Genomic DNA, 17,649 nt, shown 5'->3' with positions numbered 1-17,649 from the left:
CATTTCAGGCCATCAGTTTTGCGATGGTCTGCTGGGCGGCGGTATACCCGCTATCAGATTGCAATGCCTGCCAGTCCTTGGCGGGCACATCGGGAATCAGTGCCTCGACTCGCTTGCCGCGCACCGGATCGATTTCCGGTTTCCAGTTTTCGAGTACTTCGCCGACGACATCCGGCGCGTTACATACCAGCAGCATGTCACAGCCTGCGTTGTAGGCTGTCTCGACGCGGTTGAGCATGCCACCGACCACACCGGCGCCGGCCATCGACAAATCGTCTGTAAAAACCACCCCATCAAACTTGATGTCATTTCTCAAATAACTTATCCATTTATTTGAAAATACGGCAGTATTACAATCTACGCAGTTGTAAATGACGTGTGCCGCCATGACGCCATCGAGTGGTAGTTTCCGGTAGGGAAGGATGTCTTCCTGCATGGCTTCCAGTGCCCGATCATCGACCGGCAATTCGACGTGCGAATCAGGAATGACGTAGCCGTGCCCCGGAAAATGCTTGCCGCAGCTGCCCATCCCGGCCAATCCCAGGCCTTCGCCAAGAGCGGCGGCCAAGGTGATGACGGCTGCCGGCTCGCGATGGAAGGCCCGGTCGCCGATGACGCGCGACGGGCCGTAGTCTAGGTCGAGGACCGGCGTGAAGGAGTAATCGACGCCGCGGGCACGCAGTTCGGCGGCCAGGACATAGCCTACCTGGCGGGCGGCGGCGAGTGCATCTTGAATATTTTCGTCCCACATTTTCCCCAGCGTAGCCATCGCCGGCAAACGGGTGAAACCGTCACGGAAGCGTTGCACCCTGCCCCCTTCGTGATCGACGGCAATCAGCAGCGCGGGTGTGCGCAGGGCGTGGATTGCCGCGGTCAAGACCGACAGTTGCTCGGGATCGGCATAGTTCCGGGAGAAGAGGATGATCCCGCCAACCAGCGGGTGGCAGAGCCGTTCGCGGTCGAGGTCAGTCAGTTCGGTGCCGGCGATGTCAATCATCAGCGGGCCGAGCGGCAAATGCGTCATGCGTGCTCCAGAATGACGTAGGCGACGGCGTATTCCGCTTCGTCGCTGATCGAAAGATGGGCGTTGAGGTTTTTGTTTTTGAGCATTTTTTCCAGTTGACCGTGGAAGATCAGTTCCGGCTTGCCCAGATCGTTATGACCGACCGCAATCGCCGTCAGCGTGGCCGGTGGGCGCACGCCGGTGCCCAGCGCCTTGCTGAAGGCTTCCTTGGCGGCAAAACGTTTGGCGAGAAAGCGACCTTTGTCGGCCGCCTTGGCAAATTCTTCCATTTCCTGCGGCGCCAATAGTTTCTCCAGCGCCTTGTCGCCATGCCGCTCCCACATGCCGCGCAGGCGGGCAACGGCGACGATGTCGGTGCCGATGCCGTAAATCATTCGGGGGAATTCGCTGCTTCGCGCATCAGGACTTCCATTTCGCGGACCGCCTCGCGCAGACCAACGAAAATGGCGCGGCTGATGATGGCGTGGCCGATGTGGAGCTCGCGTATTCCGGCCAATCGTGCAATTGGCTGGACGTTGTAGTAATTGAGCGCATGCCCGGCATTGAAACGCATGCCGAGTTGGCGTACAGCTTGCCCGGCCACCCGTACCTTGTCGAGTTCGGTGAGCACAGCCGGCGCTTCGGCATCGCGGCCTTTGTCGTAAAAGGCGTGTGCATAGGGGCCAGTGTGGATTTCGCAGACGCTAGCGCCAATCCGGGCGGCGGCTTCGATTTGCGCCACTTCGGCATCGATGAATACGCTGGTCACGATGCCGGCATCGGCCAGGCGCGAGATGACATCCTTTAGTCGAGCCTCCTGCGCCAGAATATCGAGGCCCCCTTCGGTCGTGACCTCGTGGCGTCCCTCGGGAACCAGCATGGCCATTTCCGGCTTGAGAGCGCAGGCAATGCCGACCATTTCGTCGGTCGCCGCCATTTCGAGATTGAGCTTGATCTGGGTAGTTTCACGCAGGCGACGAACATCTGCATCCTGAATATGACGGCGATCTTCGCGCAGATGCACGGTAATGCCATCGGCCCCGCCCAAGTGAGCTTCAACAGCGCCCCAGACCGGGTCTGGCTCGTAAGTCCGGCGGGCCTGGCGGATGGTCGCCACGTGGTCGATATTGACGCCAAGTTCGATCATAACTCCTGTAACTCCTTGAATATCTTGCGTGTTTCCAGTTCTTTTCCAGCTAGATAATAGGCCATCAGCGTGCGCATCAAGGCCTTGCTTTCATAGCGCGAACGCGGGTCGGAAAAGTCCTCAGCCTCGAGATCGAGCAAGGTCTTGCCAATAACGACCTGGGCCGCTGCCTCTTCGTGTTCAAGGCGCACCGGCCCTTGTTCCATGCGGTAAGTGTAAAACGCTTCGGGCTGGATCGGGCTGCCGGCGCTGTCGTGATTCAGCGTTAGGCCATAGCCCAGTTCCTGCAGGAGGGCTTTTTCGAAGCTGCGCAAGTCAGCCTCGCGGACTTTACCCGATGGATCTGCCGCCAGTCGCGCCAGCATTTTGGTGTAGTGGGCGAATAGCTGCTCATGCGCATCTTCGCGCGGCAACAGGTGCATCAGCAGTTCGTTGAGGTAATAGCCACAGAACAGTGCCTCGCCGGAGAGCAAGGGCTGCCCGCCCTGCCATTCGGCTTTCATCAGGGTCAGCACTTCGCCCTTGCCGGCCCAGCCGATTTCGATCGGCTGAAAGGCCATGAGCAGCCCACGGATCGCCGAACGAGGACGGCGCGCACCGCGTGCCAGCAAAGCCATCCGCCCGAAATCGCGGGAAAATACTTCAACAATGAGGCTGGTTTCCCGAAAGGGATAGCTGTGCAGAACATAAGCCGGCTGGCCGTCGACTTTGCTGCGCAGGTTCATTCGTAGCCGAGGCTCTTCAGCAGGCGCTCGTCATCGTTCCAGCCCGACTTTACCTTGACCCAGATTTCAAGATAAACCTTGCCGCCGAACAGGCGTTCCATATCCTGTCGCGCCTCAGAGGCAATACGTTTGAGCTGCTCGCCGCCCTTGCCGATCACGATGGCCTTGTGACCCTCACGGTCGACAACGATAGCGGCAAAAATCCGGCGCAAATCGCCTTCGGTTTCAAACCGCTCAATTTCGACTGCTGTGGCATACGGCAGTTCGTCGCCAAGCAGGCGAAAGACCTTTTCGCGGATGTATTCGGAAGCAAGGAAACGTTCGCTTTTGTCAGTCAGGTCATCTTCCGGGAACATCAGGCCATCGTTGGGCAGATGCTTCTTGGCCTCATTCAGCAGATCCTCGGTTTGCCGGCCCTTGGCGGCGCTGACCGGGATGATGGCCGCGTAATCGTGATCGGCTGCAACCTCGGCCAGGAATGGCAGCAAGGCTGCCCGATCCTTCTGTAAATCGGTCTTGTTGACGACCAGGATGACCGGTCGGTCTTTTGGCAGCAGGCGAACGACAGCCTTGTCCTTGGCATCATAACGGCCTGCCTCGACGACAAAAATCACGACGTCGACATCGCTCAGCGTTTGCGTCACGCCGCGATTCATCGCCCGATTCAGCGCATTGGAGTATTTAGTCTGAAAACCAGGCGTGTCGACAAAGACGAACTGTGCATCATCCTTGGTCAGAATGCCGGTGATGCGGTGCCGCGTAGTCTGCGCCTTGCGCGAGACGATGCTGATCTTTTCGCCGATTAGCTTGTTGAGCAGTGTCGATTTACCAACATTGGGACGACCGACGATGGCGATATATCCGGAACGGAATTTTTTCATGCAGTGAGTTCTTTCAGCGCCTTGTCGGCAGCAACCTGTTCGGCAATGCGCCGGCTTGAACCATGGCCGACAGTTCGCAATAAAGGGGATTCGATTTCGCAGGCTACCTCGAAGCGTTGCTCGTGGGCTGCCCCGGTAGCTTCGAGCAGTTGATAGCGTGGCAATGGCTTCTTACGCCCCTGCAACCATTCCTGCAAACGGGTTTTTGCATCTTTTTGAAACTCACCGGGCTTCAGCTTGGCAAGTAATGGCGCATAGAGTTTATCGATGACGGCCTGCGCCGCCAAAAAACCGGCATCGAGATAAATGGCGCCGAACAGGGCTTCCAGCGCATCGGCCAGAATGGATGGACGTAGCGCCCCACCACTTTTCAGCTCGCCCTCGCCAAGACGCAGGGCATCGCCGATATTCAGACCAACAGCCAGTTGGTGTAAGGCATCCTGATTGACCAGGTTGGCGCGTAATCGGGAAAGATCACCTTCCGGCAGGTCCGGGAAGCGATGGAACAAGGCTGCAGCGATGGCGCAGTCGAGAATACCGTCACCGAGAAACTCAAGGCGCTCGTTGTTTGGTATCCCGAAGCTACGATGGGTCAGCGCGGTCCGAAGAAGAAGCGGGTCGGAAAACGAGTGGCCGAGTTGACGGGCAACAGAGGATGCGGTCATGCCTTATCCAGCGGTCGACCCCTTGTAGTTAATCAACAAGCTGACGTTCCAGAAAAGCGGGATGCGTTTTTCATAGTCAAATGAAATGACGATCTTGCCATTATCCTTCGAAATATCGAGTTGATTGGCTTTGAAGTCCAGAGCATCAATATCGGCAAACTTGTCAAACGAATTACGGACGTCAGATACAGTCGAATCAGGCCCGGCTTTCGCCGCAGTCGCCTTGATATCCTTGAGAATTTTCTGGTATTCAATAAAAGTCGGGGTTACTTTCATGCCCAACACGGCAACCAGAATGAGAACGATGCTCCAGAACATCAGCCCGGACAGGGCAACGCCACGTTGATTTTTCATCATATCCTCTTACCTGAATGAACCGATCCGGCTGAAATCGCTGAAATTTAACCAGATAAAGAACGCCTTGCCGACGATGTTCGCCTCGGGTACGAACCCCCAGGCCCTGCTGTCACGGCTGTTGTCACGATTGTCACCCATCATGAAGTAGTGACCGGCTGGCACCTTGCAACTCACGCCTGCTGCATTGTAAGTGCAATTTTCACGGTACGGAAAGCGGGCAGCATCCGGAATAAAGGCAGGAGCATCAGCATCGTTCAGAGCAAGATGCTCGGCATCTCCAAACTTTTCGATAAACTGCTCTGAGTAATAAAGTCGCTCCGGATGCAGATAGTCCCCTGTCTTTTGCGTCGGGACAGCCTGACCATTGATGGTCAGTCGCTTGTTCTGATAGGTCACGGTGTCACCGGGCAAGCCAACAACACGCTTGATGTAATCGAGCGATGGATCTTCCGGATAACGGAAAACCATGACATCGCCCCGCTGCGGAGTGTTTATGTCGATAATTTTTTTGTTTATCACCGGCAGACGAATACCGTAGGTGAACTTGTTAACCAGAATAAAGTCACCAACCAGCAAAGTCGGAATCATCGAGCCCGAGGGAATCTTGAACGGCTCGAACAGAAAGGAGCGCAGAACGAAAACGATCAGGATGACGGGAAAGAAACCAGCCCCCCACTCCACCCAGAGAGGCTCCTTCGCATCTCTTGCCCGCAACTTTCGAAATTTGAGGACATCCACCGCATACAGCACACCGGTGACGACCAGCAGCACAAACAGAATCAGGGCAAAGTTCATCGCTATTCTCAGTTATCGACACGCAGCACGGCCAGAAAGGCTTCCTGCGGAATTTCGACGCTACCGACTTGCTTCATTCGTTTTTTGCCGGCTTTTTGTTTTTCCAGCAGCTTCTTCTTGCGAGAGATATCGCCGCCGTAGCACTTGGCCAGCACGTCCTTACGCATTGCCTTGACGTTCTCGCGCGAAATAATGTGTGAGCCGATAGCTGCCTGAATGGCTACGTCGTACATCTGACGGGGAATAAGCTCACGCATTTTGCTCGCCAACTCGCGACCGCGATACTGCGCATTGGCACGGTGCACAATCAGCGACAGGGCATCGACCTTTTCACTGTTGATCAGGATGTCCAGTTTCACAACATCGGCCGCGCGGTACTCCTTGAAATCGTAGTCAAGCGAGGCATAGCCCTTCGAGCAGGATTTCAGCTTGTCGAAGAAGTCCATCACGACTTCGGCCATCGGCATCTCATAGACCAGCTTTACTTGGCGGCCGTGATAGTGCATGTCGACCTGATTGCCACGTTTCTGGTTACATAGCGTGATGACATTACCCAGATAGTCCTGCGGCACGAAGATGGTGGCCGTGATGATCGGTTCGCGAACTTCTTCCGTTTTGGTGATATCCGGCAGTTTGGCCGGGTTCTCGACCTCGACGATCGAACCATCACGCATGACGACCTGATAGACCACCGTTGGCGCAGTGGTGATCAAATCCTGATCGAACTCACGCTCCAGACGTTCCTGGACGATCTCCATATGAAGCAAGCCAAGGAAGCCGCAGCGGAAACCAAAACCAAGCGCCTGGGAGACTTCTGGTTCGTAGTGCAGCGAAGCATCGTTGAGCTTCAGCTTCTCGAGCGATTCGCGCAGCGAGTCGTACTGGTTGGATTCGATGGGGTACAACCCGGCAAAGACTTGCGGCTTGATTTCCTTGAAACCAGGCAGCGCTTCGGTGGCCTTGCGGTCCATTCTGGTAATCGTATCGCCCACCTTGGCGGCCTGCAGTTCCTTGATGCCGGAAATCACGAAACCGACTTCACCTGCTCGCAGTGCTTCACGTGACTCGGACTTCGGGGCGAAAACGCCAACCAGCTCGCACAATTGCTGAGCCCCCGTCGCCATGAAGAGTATTTTGTCTTTGGGCCGCAAGACACCATCAACAACGCGTACCAGCATGACAACGCCGACGTAATTGTCGAACCACGAATCGATGATCAATGCCTTGAGTGGTGCTTCAGGATCACCCTTGGGCGGCGGGATGCGGGCGACAACGGCCTCCAGGATATCTTCGACACCCAGACCGGTCTTGGCGGAAGCAAGCACAGCTTCGGAGGCGTCAATCCCGATGACATCTTCAATTTCCTGGCGGGCATTTTCCGGATCGGCCGAAGGAAGGTCGATCTTGTTCAATACCGGCACAACCTCTACATCAAGCTCGAGCGCCGTGTAGCAGTTGGCCACAGTCTGTGCTTCGACACCCTGAGATGCATCAACGACCAGCAAGGCGCCTTCGCAGGCCGACAGGGAACGGGAGACTTCGTAGGAAAAGTCGACGTGTCCCGGTGTGTCAATCAGGTTCAGATTGTAAATCTTGCCATCACGCGCCTTGTAACTCAGGGCTGCTGTCTGGGCTTTGATAGTAATACCGCGCTCGCGCTCGATATCCATGGAGTCGAGCACCTGCGCTTCCATCTCGCGATCGGAAAGTCCGCCGCAGAGGTGAATGATACGATCGGCCAGCGTTGATTTGCCGTGGTCGATATGCGCAATGATCGAGAAGTTTCTAATATGATCCATTGGTGCCAGTAAAAAAGGGCGCTGTCCGGCGCCCTTCCCTTTTCAGAAGACCCTGAATTTTAGCGGATTCCAGCCAAATATTCACGGGTTTTGGCTTCATCCAGAAAGTAATGGCAAAGCTCGATCTCGCCATGTAGCAGCACCGGTACCAACTCGTCGTACCTGGCCTCAAGGACGGGGTCTGCATCGACATCAAGCACGGTGATTGAAGCACCAAACTCTTCCGCTAGCGGCTTCAGCGCCAACTCCATGTCGTGACAGAGGTGACAGTAGCCGCGACTCATGAGGGTTAGCTCAATTGGCGCCATTCAAACCTTTGATCGTAATGAAGGTCTGCAGTTCGCCGCGCCGGATCAGCAGCGTGACATTGCTTCCTTTCTCGAACTGGGCGAGAAGCTTGTTGAACTGATCGGTCGCCTTGACCTCGGTTGTCGCACCTTTGCTGATGACGGCAATGATGATATCGCCCGGCCGCAAGTCGGCTCGGGCGCCTGTGCCACGGACATCCTCGATCAGCAAACCGGAATTCATCTTCAATTCGCGTTTCTGTTCTGCAGTCAATTCGCTAACTACCAAGCCGAGACGATTTGCTGTCTGCTCAGCTGACTTGGTGCTACGTTGTGGTTTTGCACTAGCCAATTTGTCATCGGGCACCTCGCCAATGACGACACCGATTTCGCGAGTTGTCCCCTTCCGCCAGACCTGAACAGTCGAGCGTGTTCCGGGTTTGGTGATGCCCACCATGCGGGGTAGATCCGCCGAATTGTTGATGGTCTTTCCGTCGAATTTGAGGATGACGTCACCAGCCTCGATGCCCGCTTTTTCGGCCGGGCCATTGTTCTCTACTGAGTTAACCACGGCGCCCATTGGCTTTCCCAAGCCCAATGACTCGGCGAGTTCCTTGCTGACTTCCTGAATGACGACCCCCAGTCGACCTCGGCTGACCTTGCCAGAGGCGCGCAACTGGTTCTGGATTTCCATGGCCACATCGATCGGAATGGCAAAGGAAACGCCCATGTAACCGCCGCTACGACTGTAAATTTGAGAATTAATACCGACTACTTCACCGCGCATGTTGAATAGCGGCCCACCGGAGTTGCCGGGGTTGATCGCAACATCGGTCTGAATGAAAGGCACATAGTTTTCCTGCGGCAACGAGCGGCCTTTGGCCGAGACTATGCCAGCGGTTACCGAGTTATCGAAACCGAAGGGGGAGCCAATCGCCACAACCCACTCACCAACCCTCAGTTGCGCCGGATCACCTAGCTTGACAACCGGGAGACCGGTTGCACTGATCTTGAGCAACGCGACATCCGTCCGCTTGTCGGCCCCAATGGTCTTGGCCTTGAATTCGCGTTTGTCGGTCAGGCGCACCGTTACTTCGTCGGCACCATCGACAACGTGGGCGTTGGTCAAAATATAGCCATCACCGCTGACGATGAAGCCAGACCCAAGCGACTTGTTCTCAAAATCACGCGGCATGCCACCGCCAGGGTGACGGGGAACAAACCGCTTGAAAAACTCAAAGGCCGGATCGTTCTCATCGAACGGAAACGGCATTACCTGGGACTGTCCGCGCACGACGTGTGTCGTACTGATATTGACGACAGCCGGACCTTGTTTTTCAGCTAGTTCGGAAAAGTCTGGCAATCCTCGCATCTGAGCAAAGGCAAACGAACTGAGGAACCCAATGAGAAAAAAAGTAATCAGGCGCTTCATGGACGACATAACCTCCGAATTCGATCAGGAACGGGAAATGATATGAGGGCGTTCAGTAAGATTTCCAGTCTTGCCGTGCGAATGAGCTATGACATACAAGAATGCAATGCTCAGTCCAATGCCGGCTCCGATAATGGCGCTCAAGTCGCTACCGAATAATGCGCCCAGCGCTGCGCCGACGATTGTTACGGTCAACGGCAAAATATAGGCAAAATTCGCAGTGCGGCTCACACTACCTGCTGCGATTCCGATCGTTACCCGCTCACCGATATCGGCACCGATAGTATTTTCGACCCGGTAGGTTTTCTGTCCACCACAGAACATCTGAGTAAGCTGCTGGCCACCGCAGCCCCCTTCTTCATGGCAGCGTCCGCAGCCCCCATGCTCGACCTCGACGTTGGCAAACTTGCCATCCAGAGTGCGGACAATGGCTTTGATAGTAGTTTGTTCGGAAACCATGCTTACCAGCGCTTGTCTGAAGCGGTGTCGAGCAATGGACGCAGTTTCCCTGCTACCGCCTCACGAGCGCGAAAAATCCGGGAGCGCACCGTGCCAATCGGGCAATCCATGATGCCGGCAATTTCCTCGTAGGACATGCCGTCAATTTCACGAAGCACAATGGCCGTTCTCAACTCTTCAGGAAGCGCATCCATGGCTGCGTTGATTGTTTGGCCAATCTGCTTGGTCAGAAGCAGGCTTTCCGGCGTGTTGATATCGCGCAACTGCGACGCATCATCGAAAGTCTCAGCCTCGTCGTTGTCAAATTCGGTTGTTGTCGGTGCCCTGCGGCCCTGTGAAACAAGGTAATTTTTGGCGGTGTTTATGCCAATGCGATACAGCCAGGTATAAAAGGCACTATCGCCTCTAAATGACGGCAGGGCTCGATAGGCCTTGATGAATGCCTCCTGGGAAACGTCCTCAACTTCTGCCGGATCGCGAATGAAACGCGACAGCAAACGCCCCAGCTTGCGCTGGTATTTGCTCACCAACAGGTCGAAGGCGTGCTTATCTCCGCCTTGCGCCCGCTCGACCAGTATTTGATCGATCTCGCGCTCACTCATGGCTCTCGTTTTCCCTGGGGTTTGGTCGTTGCTTTCTTTATGGCACAAGTATAGCGCAGCCATTTTCACGAAGCCGATAGGTATTTATCCCTATTTGTGACTATCTGTAACCGGATGAATCGTTTTCTGCGTGCTATATTTGGCGCAAAATAACTCTTATAGAGAACAGCGTGCAGAAATTCGATGTCCTTATTATTGGTAGCGGGCTGGCGGGCCAATCCGCTGCCTTGCGACTGGCTTCATCCCATTGCAGTGTCGTTCTGGTCAGCAAACGCAGCCTTGAAGACTCTGCCTCCGGCTGGGCTCAGGGTGGAATTGCTGCGGTTCTCGACAGCCGTGATTCAATAGAAGCGCATATTCAGGACACGCTGATCGCGGGCGCATGGCTGAACGATGAAAAGGCAACGCGTTTCGTCGTCGAAAACGGCCGACATGCCATCGAATGGCTGATCGAGCAAGGTGTTCCCTTTACCAAAGACGATGCAGGCTATCACCTGACGCGCGAAGGCGGACATAGTGCCCGTCGCGTCATTCACGTAGCCGATGCCACCGGAATGGCAGTCCAGGACACCCTGACCAAAAAAGTCCGCGCCAACCCGAACATTACGGTGCTGGAAGACCACATCGCCATCGACCTGATTACTGGCGACAAATTGGGGACCGGTGAAAAACGCTGTTTTGGTGCGTATATCCTGAACAACCGCGACGGCGAGGTCGTCACCATCGGCGCAGCCAACACCCTGCTGGCGACCGGTGGCGCAGGAAAGGTTTATCTTTATACGACCAACCCGGATACCTCGACTGGCGATGGCATCGCGATGGCCTACCGTGCGGGTTGCCGAGTGTCCAACATGGAGTTCATTCAATTCCATCCAACCTGCCTGTATCACCCGCAGGCCAAGTCCTTCCTGATTTCAGAGGCGGTGCGTGGTGAAGGTGGCCTCCTCCGCCTGCCCGACGGCACCCGTTTCATGCCCGAACATGATGATCGCGCCGAATTGGCACCACGCGACATCGTCGCCCGGGCTATCGACTTCGAGATGAAGAAGCGCGGCCTTGATTGTGTGTTCCTCGATATTTCCCATAAGGGTGAGGACTTCATCCGCAATCACTTCCCCAATATTCATGCGCGCTGCCTGGAGCTGGGGATCGATATCGCGCAGGAACCGATCCCGGTCGTTCCAGCGGCGCACTATACGTGCGGCGGCATTGTCAGTGATTTGCGCGGTCGAACCGATGTTGCCGGGCTCTATGTCGCTGGAGAGGCATCGTGCACCGGGCTGCACGGCGCCAATCGTCTCGCCTCGAACTCCCTGCTCGAATGCCTTGTGTTCGCGGAAGCGGTCGTCCAGGATATTCTGGAGAAAAAAACTACGACCGTCCCTTCATTGCCACTGTGGGACGAAAGTCGGGTTACCGATGCCGACGAAGAAGTGGTTATTTCCCACAATTGGGATGAACTTCGCCGCTTTATGTGGGACTACGTCGGAATTGTCCGTACAACCAAGCGCCTGAAACGCGCCAAGCACCGCATTGGCCTGTTGATGCGCGAAATCGAAGAGTTCTACGCCAACTTCCGGGTCAGCCATGACCTGATCGAATTGCGTAATCTGGTCGTTACCGCGGATTTGATTGTTCGTTGCGCTATGCAGCGCAAAGAAAGCCGCGGGTTGCATTTTTCCCGGGACTTTCCGGAAATGGCTAGCAAGGCAAAAAATACGGTGCTCAGGCGTCGTCGTTCGGCCCGCTGAAATTCGCTTGCCAGCGTATAAACATCCGCAAGCGTCTTAAATTTTCGCTATTTTTCCGGTTGACCGTAGCAATCAGCGTTGAGGTTCGACCGTCCTCTGTCGTCAGACGGATGATGCTCAGCCAAGGGTGAATGGTTGCCCCTGGTTTGGGTATCGCCTGTACAAAATCACCTTCGCCGACCCGTGCGATCAAAATGTCTCCGTTGCGTTCGAGTCGGATTGCCTTGATGCTTGGCTTCAGGGCATACCAAGCCTGTATTCCCAAAACCAGGACGGCAATCAACAGACCCGCACGCATTGAGTCCGAACACTGAAAGCCCAGGATCGTTGCACTTGTCAGCATGGTGATAATCAGAAGCATCACATCCAGAATGCGCGAACGGTGCAGTCCGATGGTGATCGGAAACTGCACCGTTCGTTTTCCTGCAGAACTGGCTTAGATGCGCTTGAAGACCAGCGATCCGTTGGTTCCGCCGAAGCCGAAGTTGTTCTTCAGGCCATACTCAATATTCATCGGCCGTGCCGTATTGGCACAGTAATCAAGATCACATTCCGGATCCTGATTGAAGATATTGATCGTCGGCGGCGAGATCTGATTATGAATGGCCAAGACCGTAAACAAGGACTCGATACCACCGGCACCACCCAGCAGATGACCAGTCATCGACTTGGTTGAGTTAACCACCAGCTTGTAGGCGTGATCACCGAAAGCTGCCTTGACGGCGTCCGATTCGTTCTTGTCGCCAAGCGGCGTCGAAGTCCCATGGGCATTCAGGTACTGGACATCAGATGGAGAGATGCCGGCATTCTTCAACGCATTGACCATGGAACGGCGCGGGCCATCCATATTCGGCGCGGTGATGTGATAAGCATCGGCACTCATACCGTAACCGACCAGTTCGGCATAGATCTTGGCGCCACGAGCCTTGGCGTGCTCGTACTCTTCAAGCACCATGACGCCAGCACCCTCGCCCAGCACGAAACCGTCGCGATCCTTGTCCCATGGCCGGCTGGCCGTGGTCGGATCGTCATTGCGGGTCGATAGCGCACGAGCGGCGCAGAAGCCACCCATACCCAGCGGCGATACGGTTGATTCGGCACCGCCGGCAACCATGACATCCGCGTCGCCGTATTCGATGATACGTGCCGCGTCGCCAATGGAGTGCGTACCGGTCGTGCAGGCTGAAACCAAGGCGATATTCGGTCCCTTGAAGCCAAACTCGATCGACAAGTTGCCAGAGATCATGTTGATGATCGAACCCGGCACGAAGAATGGCGACACTTTACGTACGCCGCCGGCGGTATATTCTTCCTTGGTCGCTTCGATCAGTGGCAGGCCACCGATACCGGAACCGATGGCAACGCCAACGCGTTCGAGATCCACGACGTTTTCTTTGTCCAGGCCGGCGTCTCGAACGGCCTGAATGCCAGCAGCCAGGCCAAAATGGATAAAGTGATCCATCCGGCGTGCGTCTTTGGCGGAAATATATTGAGTAATGTCAAAGTTCTTGACCTCGCCGGCGAATTGCACCGGGAAGGTTGTGGTATCGAACTTGGTGACAGCGGCAATACCGGATTTGCCAGCAAGAATATTCTGCCAGGCTTCTTCGACGGTGTTTCCGACCGGGCTAACAATGCCCAGACCGGTAATTACGACTCTGCGACGTGCCAAGGTGCACTCCGAAAGCAAATGTAGCAAGGCCGGCCATGGGGGCCGGCCTTGCCTAAGTCAACGAGAATGAATTACTTCTTGTTGGCGAGGATGAAATCGACAGCCTGCTGGACCGTGGTGATCTTTTCAGCCTGGTCGTCAGGGATTTCGCACTCGAACTCTTCTTCGAGTGCCATGACCAGTTCAACGGTGTCCAGGGAATCCGCGCCCAGATCGTCCACAAAGGAGGACTCGTTCTTGATGTCCGCTTCGTTCACGCCCAGTTGTTCGGCGACGATCTTTTTGACGCGCTCTACGATGTTATCCATTAGAAAAACTCCTTCCCCTCAGGGGTACGAAAAAAAACGTTACTAGTTTACCAAAAGCCGGGGCTTCGGGAAATCAATCCATGAACATACCGCCATTCACATGCACTGTTGTGCCTGTGACATAGGCGGCAGCCGGGGATACGAGAAAGCCGACAGTGCCGGCAATATCTTCTGGCGTACCAGCGCGACCCAGTGGAATGGTCGCCAGCATGGCCTGCTTCTGTTCTTCGGTCAACGCATGCGTCATGTCGGTTGCTATAAAGCCCGGTGCAACACAGTTGACCGTGATGTTGCGACTACCAAGTTCCCGCGCCAGCGAACGGCTCATCCCTGCGACGCCAGCCTTGGCTGCGCAGTAATTGGCCTGGCCGGGATTGCCCGAATAGCCGACCACGGACGTAATGTTAACGATGCGCCCGAAGCGCGCTTTCATCATGCCGCGCATGACGCCCCGCGACAATCGAAAAACTGCTTTCAGATTGGTGTCGATAACCGCATCCCACTCATCGTCGCCCATGCGCATGGTCAGGTTGTCGCGGGTGATGCCGGCGTTATTGACCAGAATGGTGATGGCACCAAGTTCCTTGGCGATATCGGCAAGCGCCGAATCGGTCTGCGCAACATCACACACGTTAAGCGCAATGCCCTTCCCCTTGATACCAGCCTCGGCCAAATAGGCCGAAATTTTGGCAGCACCGTCATCGCTAGTTGCCGTGCCAATTACGGTGGCACCCTGCTTGCCCAGTTCTAGCGCAATGGCTCGGCCGATGCCGCGTGTGGCACCAGTGACCAGCGCGATTTTAGCGTTCAGCATCTATTACTCCAGGCCCAGGTTGGCGTCGATGGCTGTTGCATCAGCCAAGGCGACACCAACAATACCATCGGCGCAACGCTTGGTCAGGCCGGCCAGTACCTTGCCCGGGCCACATTCGGCTACGGTGGTAACGCCCAGCGCAGCCATCGACTGGATGGTCTCAACCCAGCGCACCGGATTATAAGCTTGGCGAATCAGGGCATCCTTGATACGTGCCGGTTCGTTTTCGATGGCGACATCGACGTTGTTGATCACCGGAATCTGCGGTGCTTGCAGCGTCAATTCGGCAAGGCGTGCAGCAAGCTTGTCAGCTGCCGGACGAATCAGCGAAGAGTGGAATGGTGCAGACACCGGAAGTGCCTTGGCCATCTTGGCGCCCCGAGCCTTGCAGGCTTCCATGGCACGTTCGACAGCCGCCTTGTGACCGGCAATCACGGTCTGACCATTGGCGTTGAAATTGACAGGTTCAACCACTTCACCCTGCGCCGCTTCAGCACAGGCAGCGGTGATCCCTGCATTGTCCAGTCCAAGGATGGCAGCCATGGCGCCGGTACCAACCGGCACGGCCTCCTGCATGGCAGCAGCACGCAGGCGAACCAGCGGTACGGCATCCTTGAGTTCAATCACGCCAGCAGCAACCAGTGCGGAATATTCGCCGAGGCTATGGCCGGCAACGACAGCAGGCTTCTTGCCTCCCTTGTCGAGCCACAAGCGCCAAGCAGCGATACCTGCAGTCAACATCACGGGCTGGGTATTGACCGTTTGGGTCAGCGTTTCAGCCGGCCCTTCGGCAACCATCGCCCACAGATCATCACCCAACGCTGCAGAGGCTTCATCAAAAGCTGTACGAACCACGGCTGAGTCGCCGTAGGCTGCCATCATGCCAACGCTCTGCGAGCCTTGGCCGGGAAATACGAATGCAAAAGACATCGTTTCGTCTCCTGGTTCAGAATTCGAGAAGGGCTGCGCCCCACGTAAAGCCACCACCAACGCCTTCAACCAGTACTTTCTGGCCACGCTGGATGCGTCCATCTCGCACAGCTTCGTCCAATGCAAGCGGCACGGATGCGGCAGATGTATTGCCATGGCGATCAACGGTTACGATCACTTTGTTGCGGTCAATACCCAGTTTTTTGCCAGTGGCGTCAATGATGCGAATATTGGCCTGATGCGGAATCAGCCAATCGACATCGCTCGTTTGGATACCAGCGATCTCGCAGACCTCCGCAGCAATGTCGGCCAGAACTCGTACGGCAAACTTGAAGACGGCCTGACCATCCATACGCAGGAACGGATCACCGGTGACCTGTCCGCCACATATCTGCCCAGGAACATTCAGGATGCCATTCTGGCTACCATCGGCATGCATTGCCGTGGCCAAAATCCCTGGCCTGTCTGACGCTTCCAGCACAACCGCACCGGCGCCATCGCCGAATAACACGCAGGTGCCGCGATCGTTCCAGTCAAGGATGCGCGAGAAAACTTCGGCACCAATCACCAGCGCTCTTTTGTGGCTGCCGGAACGGATAAATTTTTCCGCGATGCCCAGTGCGTAGGTAAACCCGGCACAAACTGCCTGCACGTCGAAAGCGGCAGCACCTTTGTTGCCCAGTTTGGACTGAATCAGGCAGGCAGTGCTCGGGAAAATAAAATCGGGGGTCGATGTCGCAACAATGATCAGATCGAGATCGGCAGCCGAAATGCCAGCCATTTCCAGCGCGCGTTGCGCGGCAATCAGGCCAAGTTCGCTGGATGTCGTGCCGGGACTCGCGAGATGGCGACTGCGAATGCCTGTGCGGGTAACGATCCACTCGTCGTTGGTGTCGATTCCTCGTGCAGCCAGATCGTCATTGCTGACAGGACTTCCCGGAAGGTAACTGCCGGTACCGATCAAGCGTGCGTACATTCAGACATTCTCCTCGACGACAGCCGGGATTGGCGTCATTTGTGCCAAGCGGCTGGTAATGCGCTCCACAACACGATTTTCAGCTGCATCGTAGGCCCGTGAAATGGCATTGCCAAAGGCCAGCACATCAGCCGAGCCGTGGCTCTTGACCGAAATACCCCTGAGACCAAGCAGGATCGCACCGTTGTAGCGGCGATGATCAAAGCGCTTTTTAAAGTTGTTGAGTACTGAAATTGCAATCAGCGCGGCAATCCTGGTCAGCCAGTTACGCTTGAATTCGGTGCGCAATGACGACGCCAGCATCTGGGCAAGGCCTTCCGAGGTCTTCAATGCAACGTTGCCGACAAAGCCATCGCAAACGATAACATCGGCTTCGCCTTTGTAGATGCCGTCTCCCTCAACATTGCCGATGAAATTGAGGCCCGAGGTACGGAGCAATCCGGCCGCGGCCTTGACCACTTCGTTCCCCTTTATATCCTCTTCGCCGATATTGAGAATGCCGACCGTCGGCTGATCCTTGTGCTCCATTGCTGAAATCAGCATGGCACCCATGATACCGAACTGAAGCAGATGCTCCGGTCCGCAATCGACATTGGCACCAAGATCCAGCATGTGCGTATGGCCATTGACCGTTGGCAGCGGCGCACAGATCGCCGGCCGATCGATACCCGGCAGCATCTTCAGGACAAAGCGGGAGATGGCCATCAGCGCACCGGTATTGCCGGCGGAAACGCAAGCATCAGCATCCCCGGACTTGACCTGGTTGATGGCAACCCGCATCGACGAATCTTTTTTGTTGCGCAGGGCAAGCGCCGGCGACTCGTCCATGCCAATTATTTCCGAGGCGTGAACAAGGCGAATGCGTGAATCGTTGACATGGTTGCCGAGCAACGGGCGCAACACATCTTCCTGACCGACCAGGACGAGATTGGCTGACGGATGCTCCGCAAGAAATTGAATGGCCGCGGGTACCGTCACCGACGGACCGTGGTCACCCCCCATGCAATCAATAGCAATGCGGGTTGTCATGGCAAAATAAAAGGCAG

The 17,649-nt window shown here is 55.8% G+C and carries 21 protein-coding genes; 1 reads left to right on the top strand and 20 read right to left on the bottom strand.

Annotation, left to right across the window (positions count from 1 at the left end; translation table 11 throughout):
• Nucleotides 1-4: 4 nt before the first annotated feature.
• From nagZ to rpoE, 13 genes are read right to left on the bottom strand one after another with little or no spacing between them, the layout of a single operon-like run.
• Nucleotides 5-1,024: a beta-N-acetylhexosaminidase gene (nagZ, locus tag KI610_RS11710; protein ID WP_226495146.1), complete on the bottom strand. Its 1,020-nt coding sequence runs from the start codon at nucleotides 1,022-1,024 to the stop codon at nucleotides 5-7.
• Nucleotides 1,021-1,398 (bottom strand): holo-ACP synthase, encoded by a 378-nt coding sequence (gene acpS, locus KI610_RS11705; RefSeq protein ID WP_226495145.1) that lies wholly within the window; start codon nucleotides 1,396-1,398, stop codon nucleotides 1,021-1,023. Before acpS ends, nagZ begins: the two co-directional genes overlap by 4 nt.
• On the bottom strand, nucleotides 1,395-2,150 hold the full coding sequence (locus KI610_RS11700; protein ID WP_226495144.1) for a pyridoxine 5'-phosphate synthase: 756 nt from the start codon (nucleotides 2,148-2,150) through the stop codon (nucleotides 1,395-1,397). The genes acpS and KI610_RS11700 overlap by 4 nt, the downstream gene beginning before the upstream one ends.
• Nucleotides 2,147-2,875 carry a DNA repair protein RecO gene (recO, locus tag KI610_RS11695; RefSeq protein ID WP_226495143.1) on the bottom strand — a complete coding sequence of 243 codons (729 nt, stop codon included), beginning with the start codon at nucleotides 2,873-2,875 and terminating at the stop codon, nucleotides 2,147-2,149. The genes KI610_RS11700 and recO overlap by 4 nt, the downstream gene beginning before the upstream one ends.
• Nucleotides 2,872-3,756, bottom strand: coding sequence for a GTPase Era (era, locus tag KI610_RS11690; RefSeq protein WP_226405559.1), 885 nt, complete (start codon nucleotides 3,754-3,756; stop codon nucleotides 2,872-2,874). Before era ends, recO begins: the two co-directional genes overlap by 4 nt.
• Nucleotides 3,753-4,421, bottom strand: coding sequence for a ribonuclease III (rnc, locus tag KI610_RS11685; RefSeq protein ID WP_226495142.1), 669 nt, complete (start codon nucleotides 4,419-4,421; stop codon nucleotides 3,753-3,755). The genes era and rnc overlap by 4 nt, the downstream gene beginning before the upstream one ends.
• Before the next feature lie 3 nt (nucleotides 4,422-4,424).
• Entirely contained in the window at nucleotides 4,425-4,778 is a 354-nt protein-coding gene (locus KI610_RS11680; protein ID WP_226495141.1) for a DUF4845 domain-containing protein, read from the bottom strand.
• A 6-nt stretch (nucleotides 4,779-4,784) separates the two neighbouring features.
• Nucleotides 4,785-5,573, bottom strand: a complete 789-nt coding sequence (gene lepB / locus KI610_RS11675; RefSeq protein WP_226495140.1) for a signal peptidase I — start codon at nucleotides 5,571-5,573, stop codon at nucleotides 4,785-4,787.
• Nucleotides 5,574-5,581: 8 nt separating this feature from the next.
• Complete coding sequence (lepA, locus tag KI610_RS11670) at nucleotides 5,582-7,372, bottom strand: translation elongation factor 4 (RefSeq protein WP_226495139.1); 1,791 nt, start codon at nucleotides 7,370-7,372, stop codon at nucleotides 5,582-5,584.
• A 59-nt stretch (nucleotides 7,373-7,431) separates the two neighbouring features.
• Nucleotides 7,432-7,656 carry a glutaredoxin family protein gene (locus KI610_RS11665; RefSeq protein ID WP_264178835.1) on the bottom strand — a complete coding sequence of 75 codons (225 nt, stop codon included), beginning with the start codon at nucleotides 7,654-7,656 and terminating at the stop codon, nucleotides 7,432-7,434.
• Between the two features lie 10 nt (nucleotides 7,657-7,666).
• The gene (locus tag KI610_RS11660) at nucleotides 7,667-9,091 is read right to left on the bottom strand and encodes a DegQ family serine endoprotease (protein ID WP_226495137.1); all 1,425 of its coding nucleotides are present in this window, start codon (nucleotides 9,089-9,091) and stop codon (nucleotides 7,667-7,669) included.
• 24 nt (nucleotides 9,092-9,115) lie between these two features.
• Complete coding sequence (locus tag KI610_RS11655) at nucleotides 9,116-9,550, bottom strand: SoxR reducing system RseC family protein (RefSeq protein ID WP_226495136.1); 435 nt, start codon at nucleotides 9,548-9,550, stop codon at nucleotides 9,116-9,118.
• Between the two features lie 2 nt (nucleotides 9,551-9,552).
• Nucleotides 9,553-10,152 carry an RNA polymerase sigma factor RpoE gene (gene rpoE, locus KI610_RS11650; protein ID WP_226495135.1) on the bottom strand — a complete coding sequence of 200 codons (600 nt, stop codon included), beginning with the start codon at nucleotides 10,150-10,152 and terminating at the stop codon, nucleotides 9,553-9,555.
• A 170-nt stretch (nucleotides 10,153-10,322) separates the two neighbouring features.
• Here rpoE and nadB point away from each other — a divergent pair, with 170 nt between their 5' ends.
• Nucleotides 10,323-11,903 carry an L-aspartate oxidase gene (gene nadB, locus KI610_RS11645; RefSeq protein WP_226495134.1) on the top strand — a complete coding sequence of 527 codons (1,581 nt, stop codon included), beginning with the start codon at nucleotides 10,323-10,325 and terminating at the stop codon, nucleotides 11,901-11,903.
• Here nadB and KI610_RS11640 read toward each other — a convergent pair.
• The 7 genes from KI610_RS11640 to plsX all read right to left on the bottom strand — a co-directional run bounded on the left by KI610_RS11640 (nucleotide 11,878) and on the right by plsX (nucleotide 17,632).
• Complete coding sequence (locus KI610_RS11640) at nucleotides 11,878-12,315, bottom strand: hypothetical protein (protein ID WP_226495133.1); 438 nt, start codon at nucleotides 12,313-12,315, stop codon at nucleotides 11,878-11,880. The genes nadB and KI610_RS11640 overlap by 26 nt on opposite strands.
• Before the next feature lie 24 nt (nucleotides 12,316-12,339).
• The gene (fabF, locus tag KI610_RS11635) at nucleotides 12,340-13,575 is read right to left on the bottom strand and encodes a beta-ketoacyl-ACP synthase II (protein WP_226495132.1); all 1,236 of its coding nucleotides are present in this window, start codon (nucleotides 13,573-13,575) and stop codon (nucleotides 12,340-12,342) included.
• A 71-nt stretch (nucleotides 13,576-13,646) separates the two neighbouring features.
• The gene (gene acpP / locus KI610_RS11630) at nucleotides 13,647-13,883 is read right to left on the bottom strand and encodes an acyl carrier protein (RefSeq protein ID WP_066883607.1); all 237 of its coding nucleotides are present in this window, start codon (nucleotides 13,881-13,883) and stop codon (nucleotides 13,647-13,649) included.
• Nucleotides 13,884-13,956: 73 nt separating this feature from the next.
• Nucleotides 13,957-14,697, bottom strand: coding sequence for a 3-oxoacyl-ACP reductase FabG (gene fabG, locus KI610_RS11625; RefSeq protein ID WP_226495131.1), 741 nt, complete (start codon nucleotides 14,695-14,697; stop codon nucleotides 13,957-13,959).
• A 3-nt stretch (nucleotides 14,698-14,700) separates the two neighbouring features.
• The gene (gene fabD / locus KI610_RS11620; RefSeq protein WP_226495130.1) at nucleotides 14,701-15,627 is read right to left on the bottom strand and encodes an ACP S-malonyltransferase; all 927 of its coding nucleotides are present in this window, start codon (nucleotides 15,625-15,627) and stop codon (nucleotides 14,701-14,703) included.
• Nucleotides 15,628-15,643: 16 nt separating this feature from the next.
• Nucleotides 15,644-16,603, bottom strand: coding sequence for a beta-ketoacyl-ACP synthase III (locus KI610_RS11615; protein ID WP_226495129.1), 960 nt, complete (start codon nucleotides 16,601-16,603; stop codon nucleotides 15,644-15,646).
• Nucleotides 16,604-17,632 (bottom strand): phosphate acyltransferase PlsX, encoded by a 1,029-nt coding sequence (gene plsX / locus KI610_RS11610; protein WP_226495128.1) that lies wholly within the window; start codon nucleotides 17,630-17,632, stop codon nucleotides 16,604-16,606.
• Nucleotides 17,633-17,649: the final 17 nt, after the last annotated feature.

It is taken from the genome of Ferribacterium limneticum (assembly GCF_020510565.1).
Taxonomy (GTDB): domain Bacteria; phylum Pseudomonadota; class Gammaproteobacteria; order Burkholderiales; family Rhodocyclaceae; genus Azonexus; species Azonexus limneticus_B.
The sequence above is the reverse complement of the archived record's forward strand: the minus strand, read 5'-3'. Positions and strand labels throughout refer to the sequence as shown.

Bases quoted from the DNA above. Each gene is read 5' to 3' on its own strand.
- nagZ (WP_226495146.1), bottom strand. From the start codon at position 1,024: ATGACGCATTTGCCGCTCGGCCCGCTGATGATTGACATCGCCGGCACC.
- acpS (WP_226495145.1), bottom strand. From the start codon at position 1,398: ATGATTTACGGCATCGGCACCGACATCGTCGCCGTTGCCCGCCTGCGC.
- KI610_RS11700 (WP_226495144.1), bottom strand. From the start codon at position 2,150: ATGATCGAACTTGGCGTCAATATCGACCACGTGGCGACCATCCGCCAG.
- recO (WP_226495143.1), bottom strand. From the start codon at position 2,875: ATGAACCTGCGCAGCAAAGTCGACGGCCAGCCGGCTTATGTTCTGCAC.
- era (WP_226405559.1), bottom strand. From the start codon at position 3,756: ATGAAAAAATTCCGTTCCGGATATATCGCCATCGTCGGTCGTCCCAAT.
- rnc (WP_226495142.1), bottom strand. From the start codon at position 4,421: ATGACCGCATCCTCTGTTGCCCGTCAACTCGGCCACTCGTTTTCCGAC.
- KI610_RS11680 (WP_226495141.1), bottom strand. From the start codon at position 4,778: ATGATGAAAAATCAACGTGGCGTTGCCCTGTCCGGGCTGATGTTCTGG.
- lepB (WP_226495140.1), bottom strand. From the start codon at position 5,573: ATGAACTTTGCCCTGATTCTGTTTGTGCTGCTGGTCGTCACCGGTGTG.
- lepA (WP_226495139.1), bottom strand. From the start codon at position 7,372: ATGGATCATATTAGAAACTTCTCGATCATTGCGCATATCGACCACGGC.
- KI610_RS11665 (WP_264178835.1), bottom strand. From the start codon at position 7,656: ATGAGTCGCGGCTACTGTCACCTCTGTCACGACATGGAGTTGGCGCTG.
- KI610_RS11660 (WP_226495137.1), bottom strand. From the start codon at position 9,091: ATGAAGCGCCTGATTACTTTTTTTCTCATTGGGTTCCTCAGTTCGTTT.
- KI610_RS11655 (WP_226495136.1), bottom strand. From the start codon at position 9,550: ATGGTTTCCGAACAAACTACTATCAAAGCCATTGTCCGCACTCTGGAT.
- rpoE (WP_226495135.1), bottom strand. From the start codon at position 10,152: ATGAGTGAGCGCGAGATCGATCAAATACTGGTCGAGCGGGCGCAAGGC.
- acpP (WP_066883607.1), bottom strand. From the start codon at position 13,883: ATGGATAACATCGTAGAGCGCGTCAAAAAGATCGTCGCCGAACAACTG.
- fabG (WP_226495131.1), bottom strand. From the start codon at position 14,697: ATGCTGAACGCTAAAATCGCGCTGGTCACTGGTGCCACACGCGGCATC.
- fabD (WP_226495130.1), bottom strand. From the start codon at position 15,627: ATGTCTTTTGCATTCGTATTTCCCGGCCAAGGCTCGCAGAGCGTTGGC.
- KI610_RS11615 (WP_226495129.1), bottom strand. From the start codon at position 16,603: ATGTACGCACGCTTGATCGGTACCGGCAGTTACCTTCCGGGAAGTCCT.
- plsX (WP_226495128.1), bottom strand. From the start codon at position 17,632: ATGACAACCCGCATTGCTATTGATTGCATGGGGGGTGACCACGGTCCG.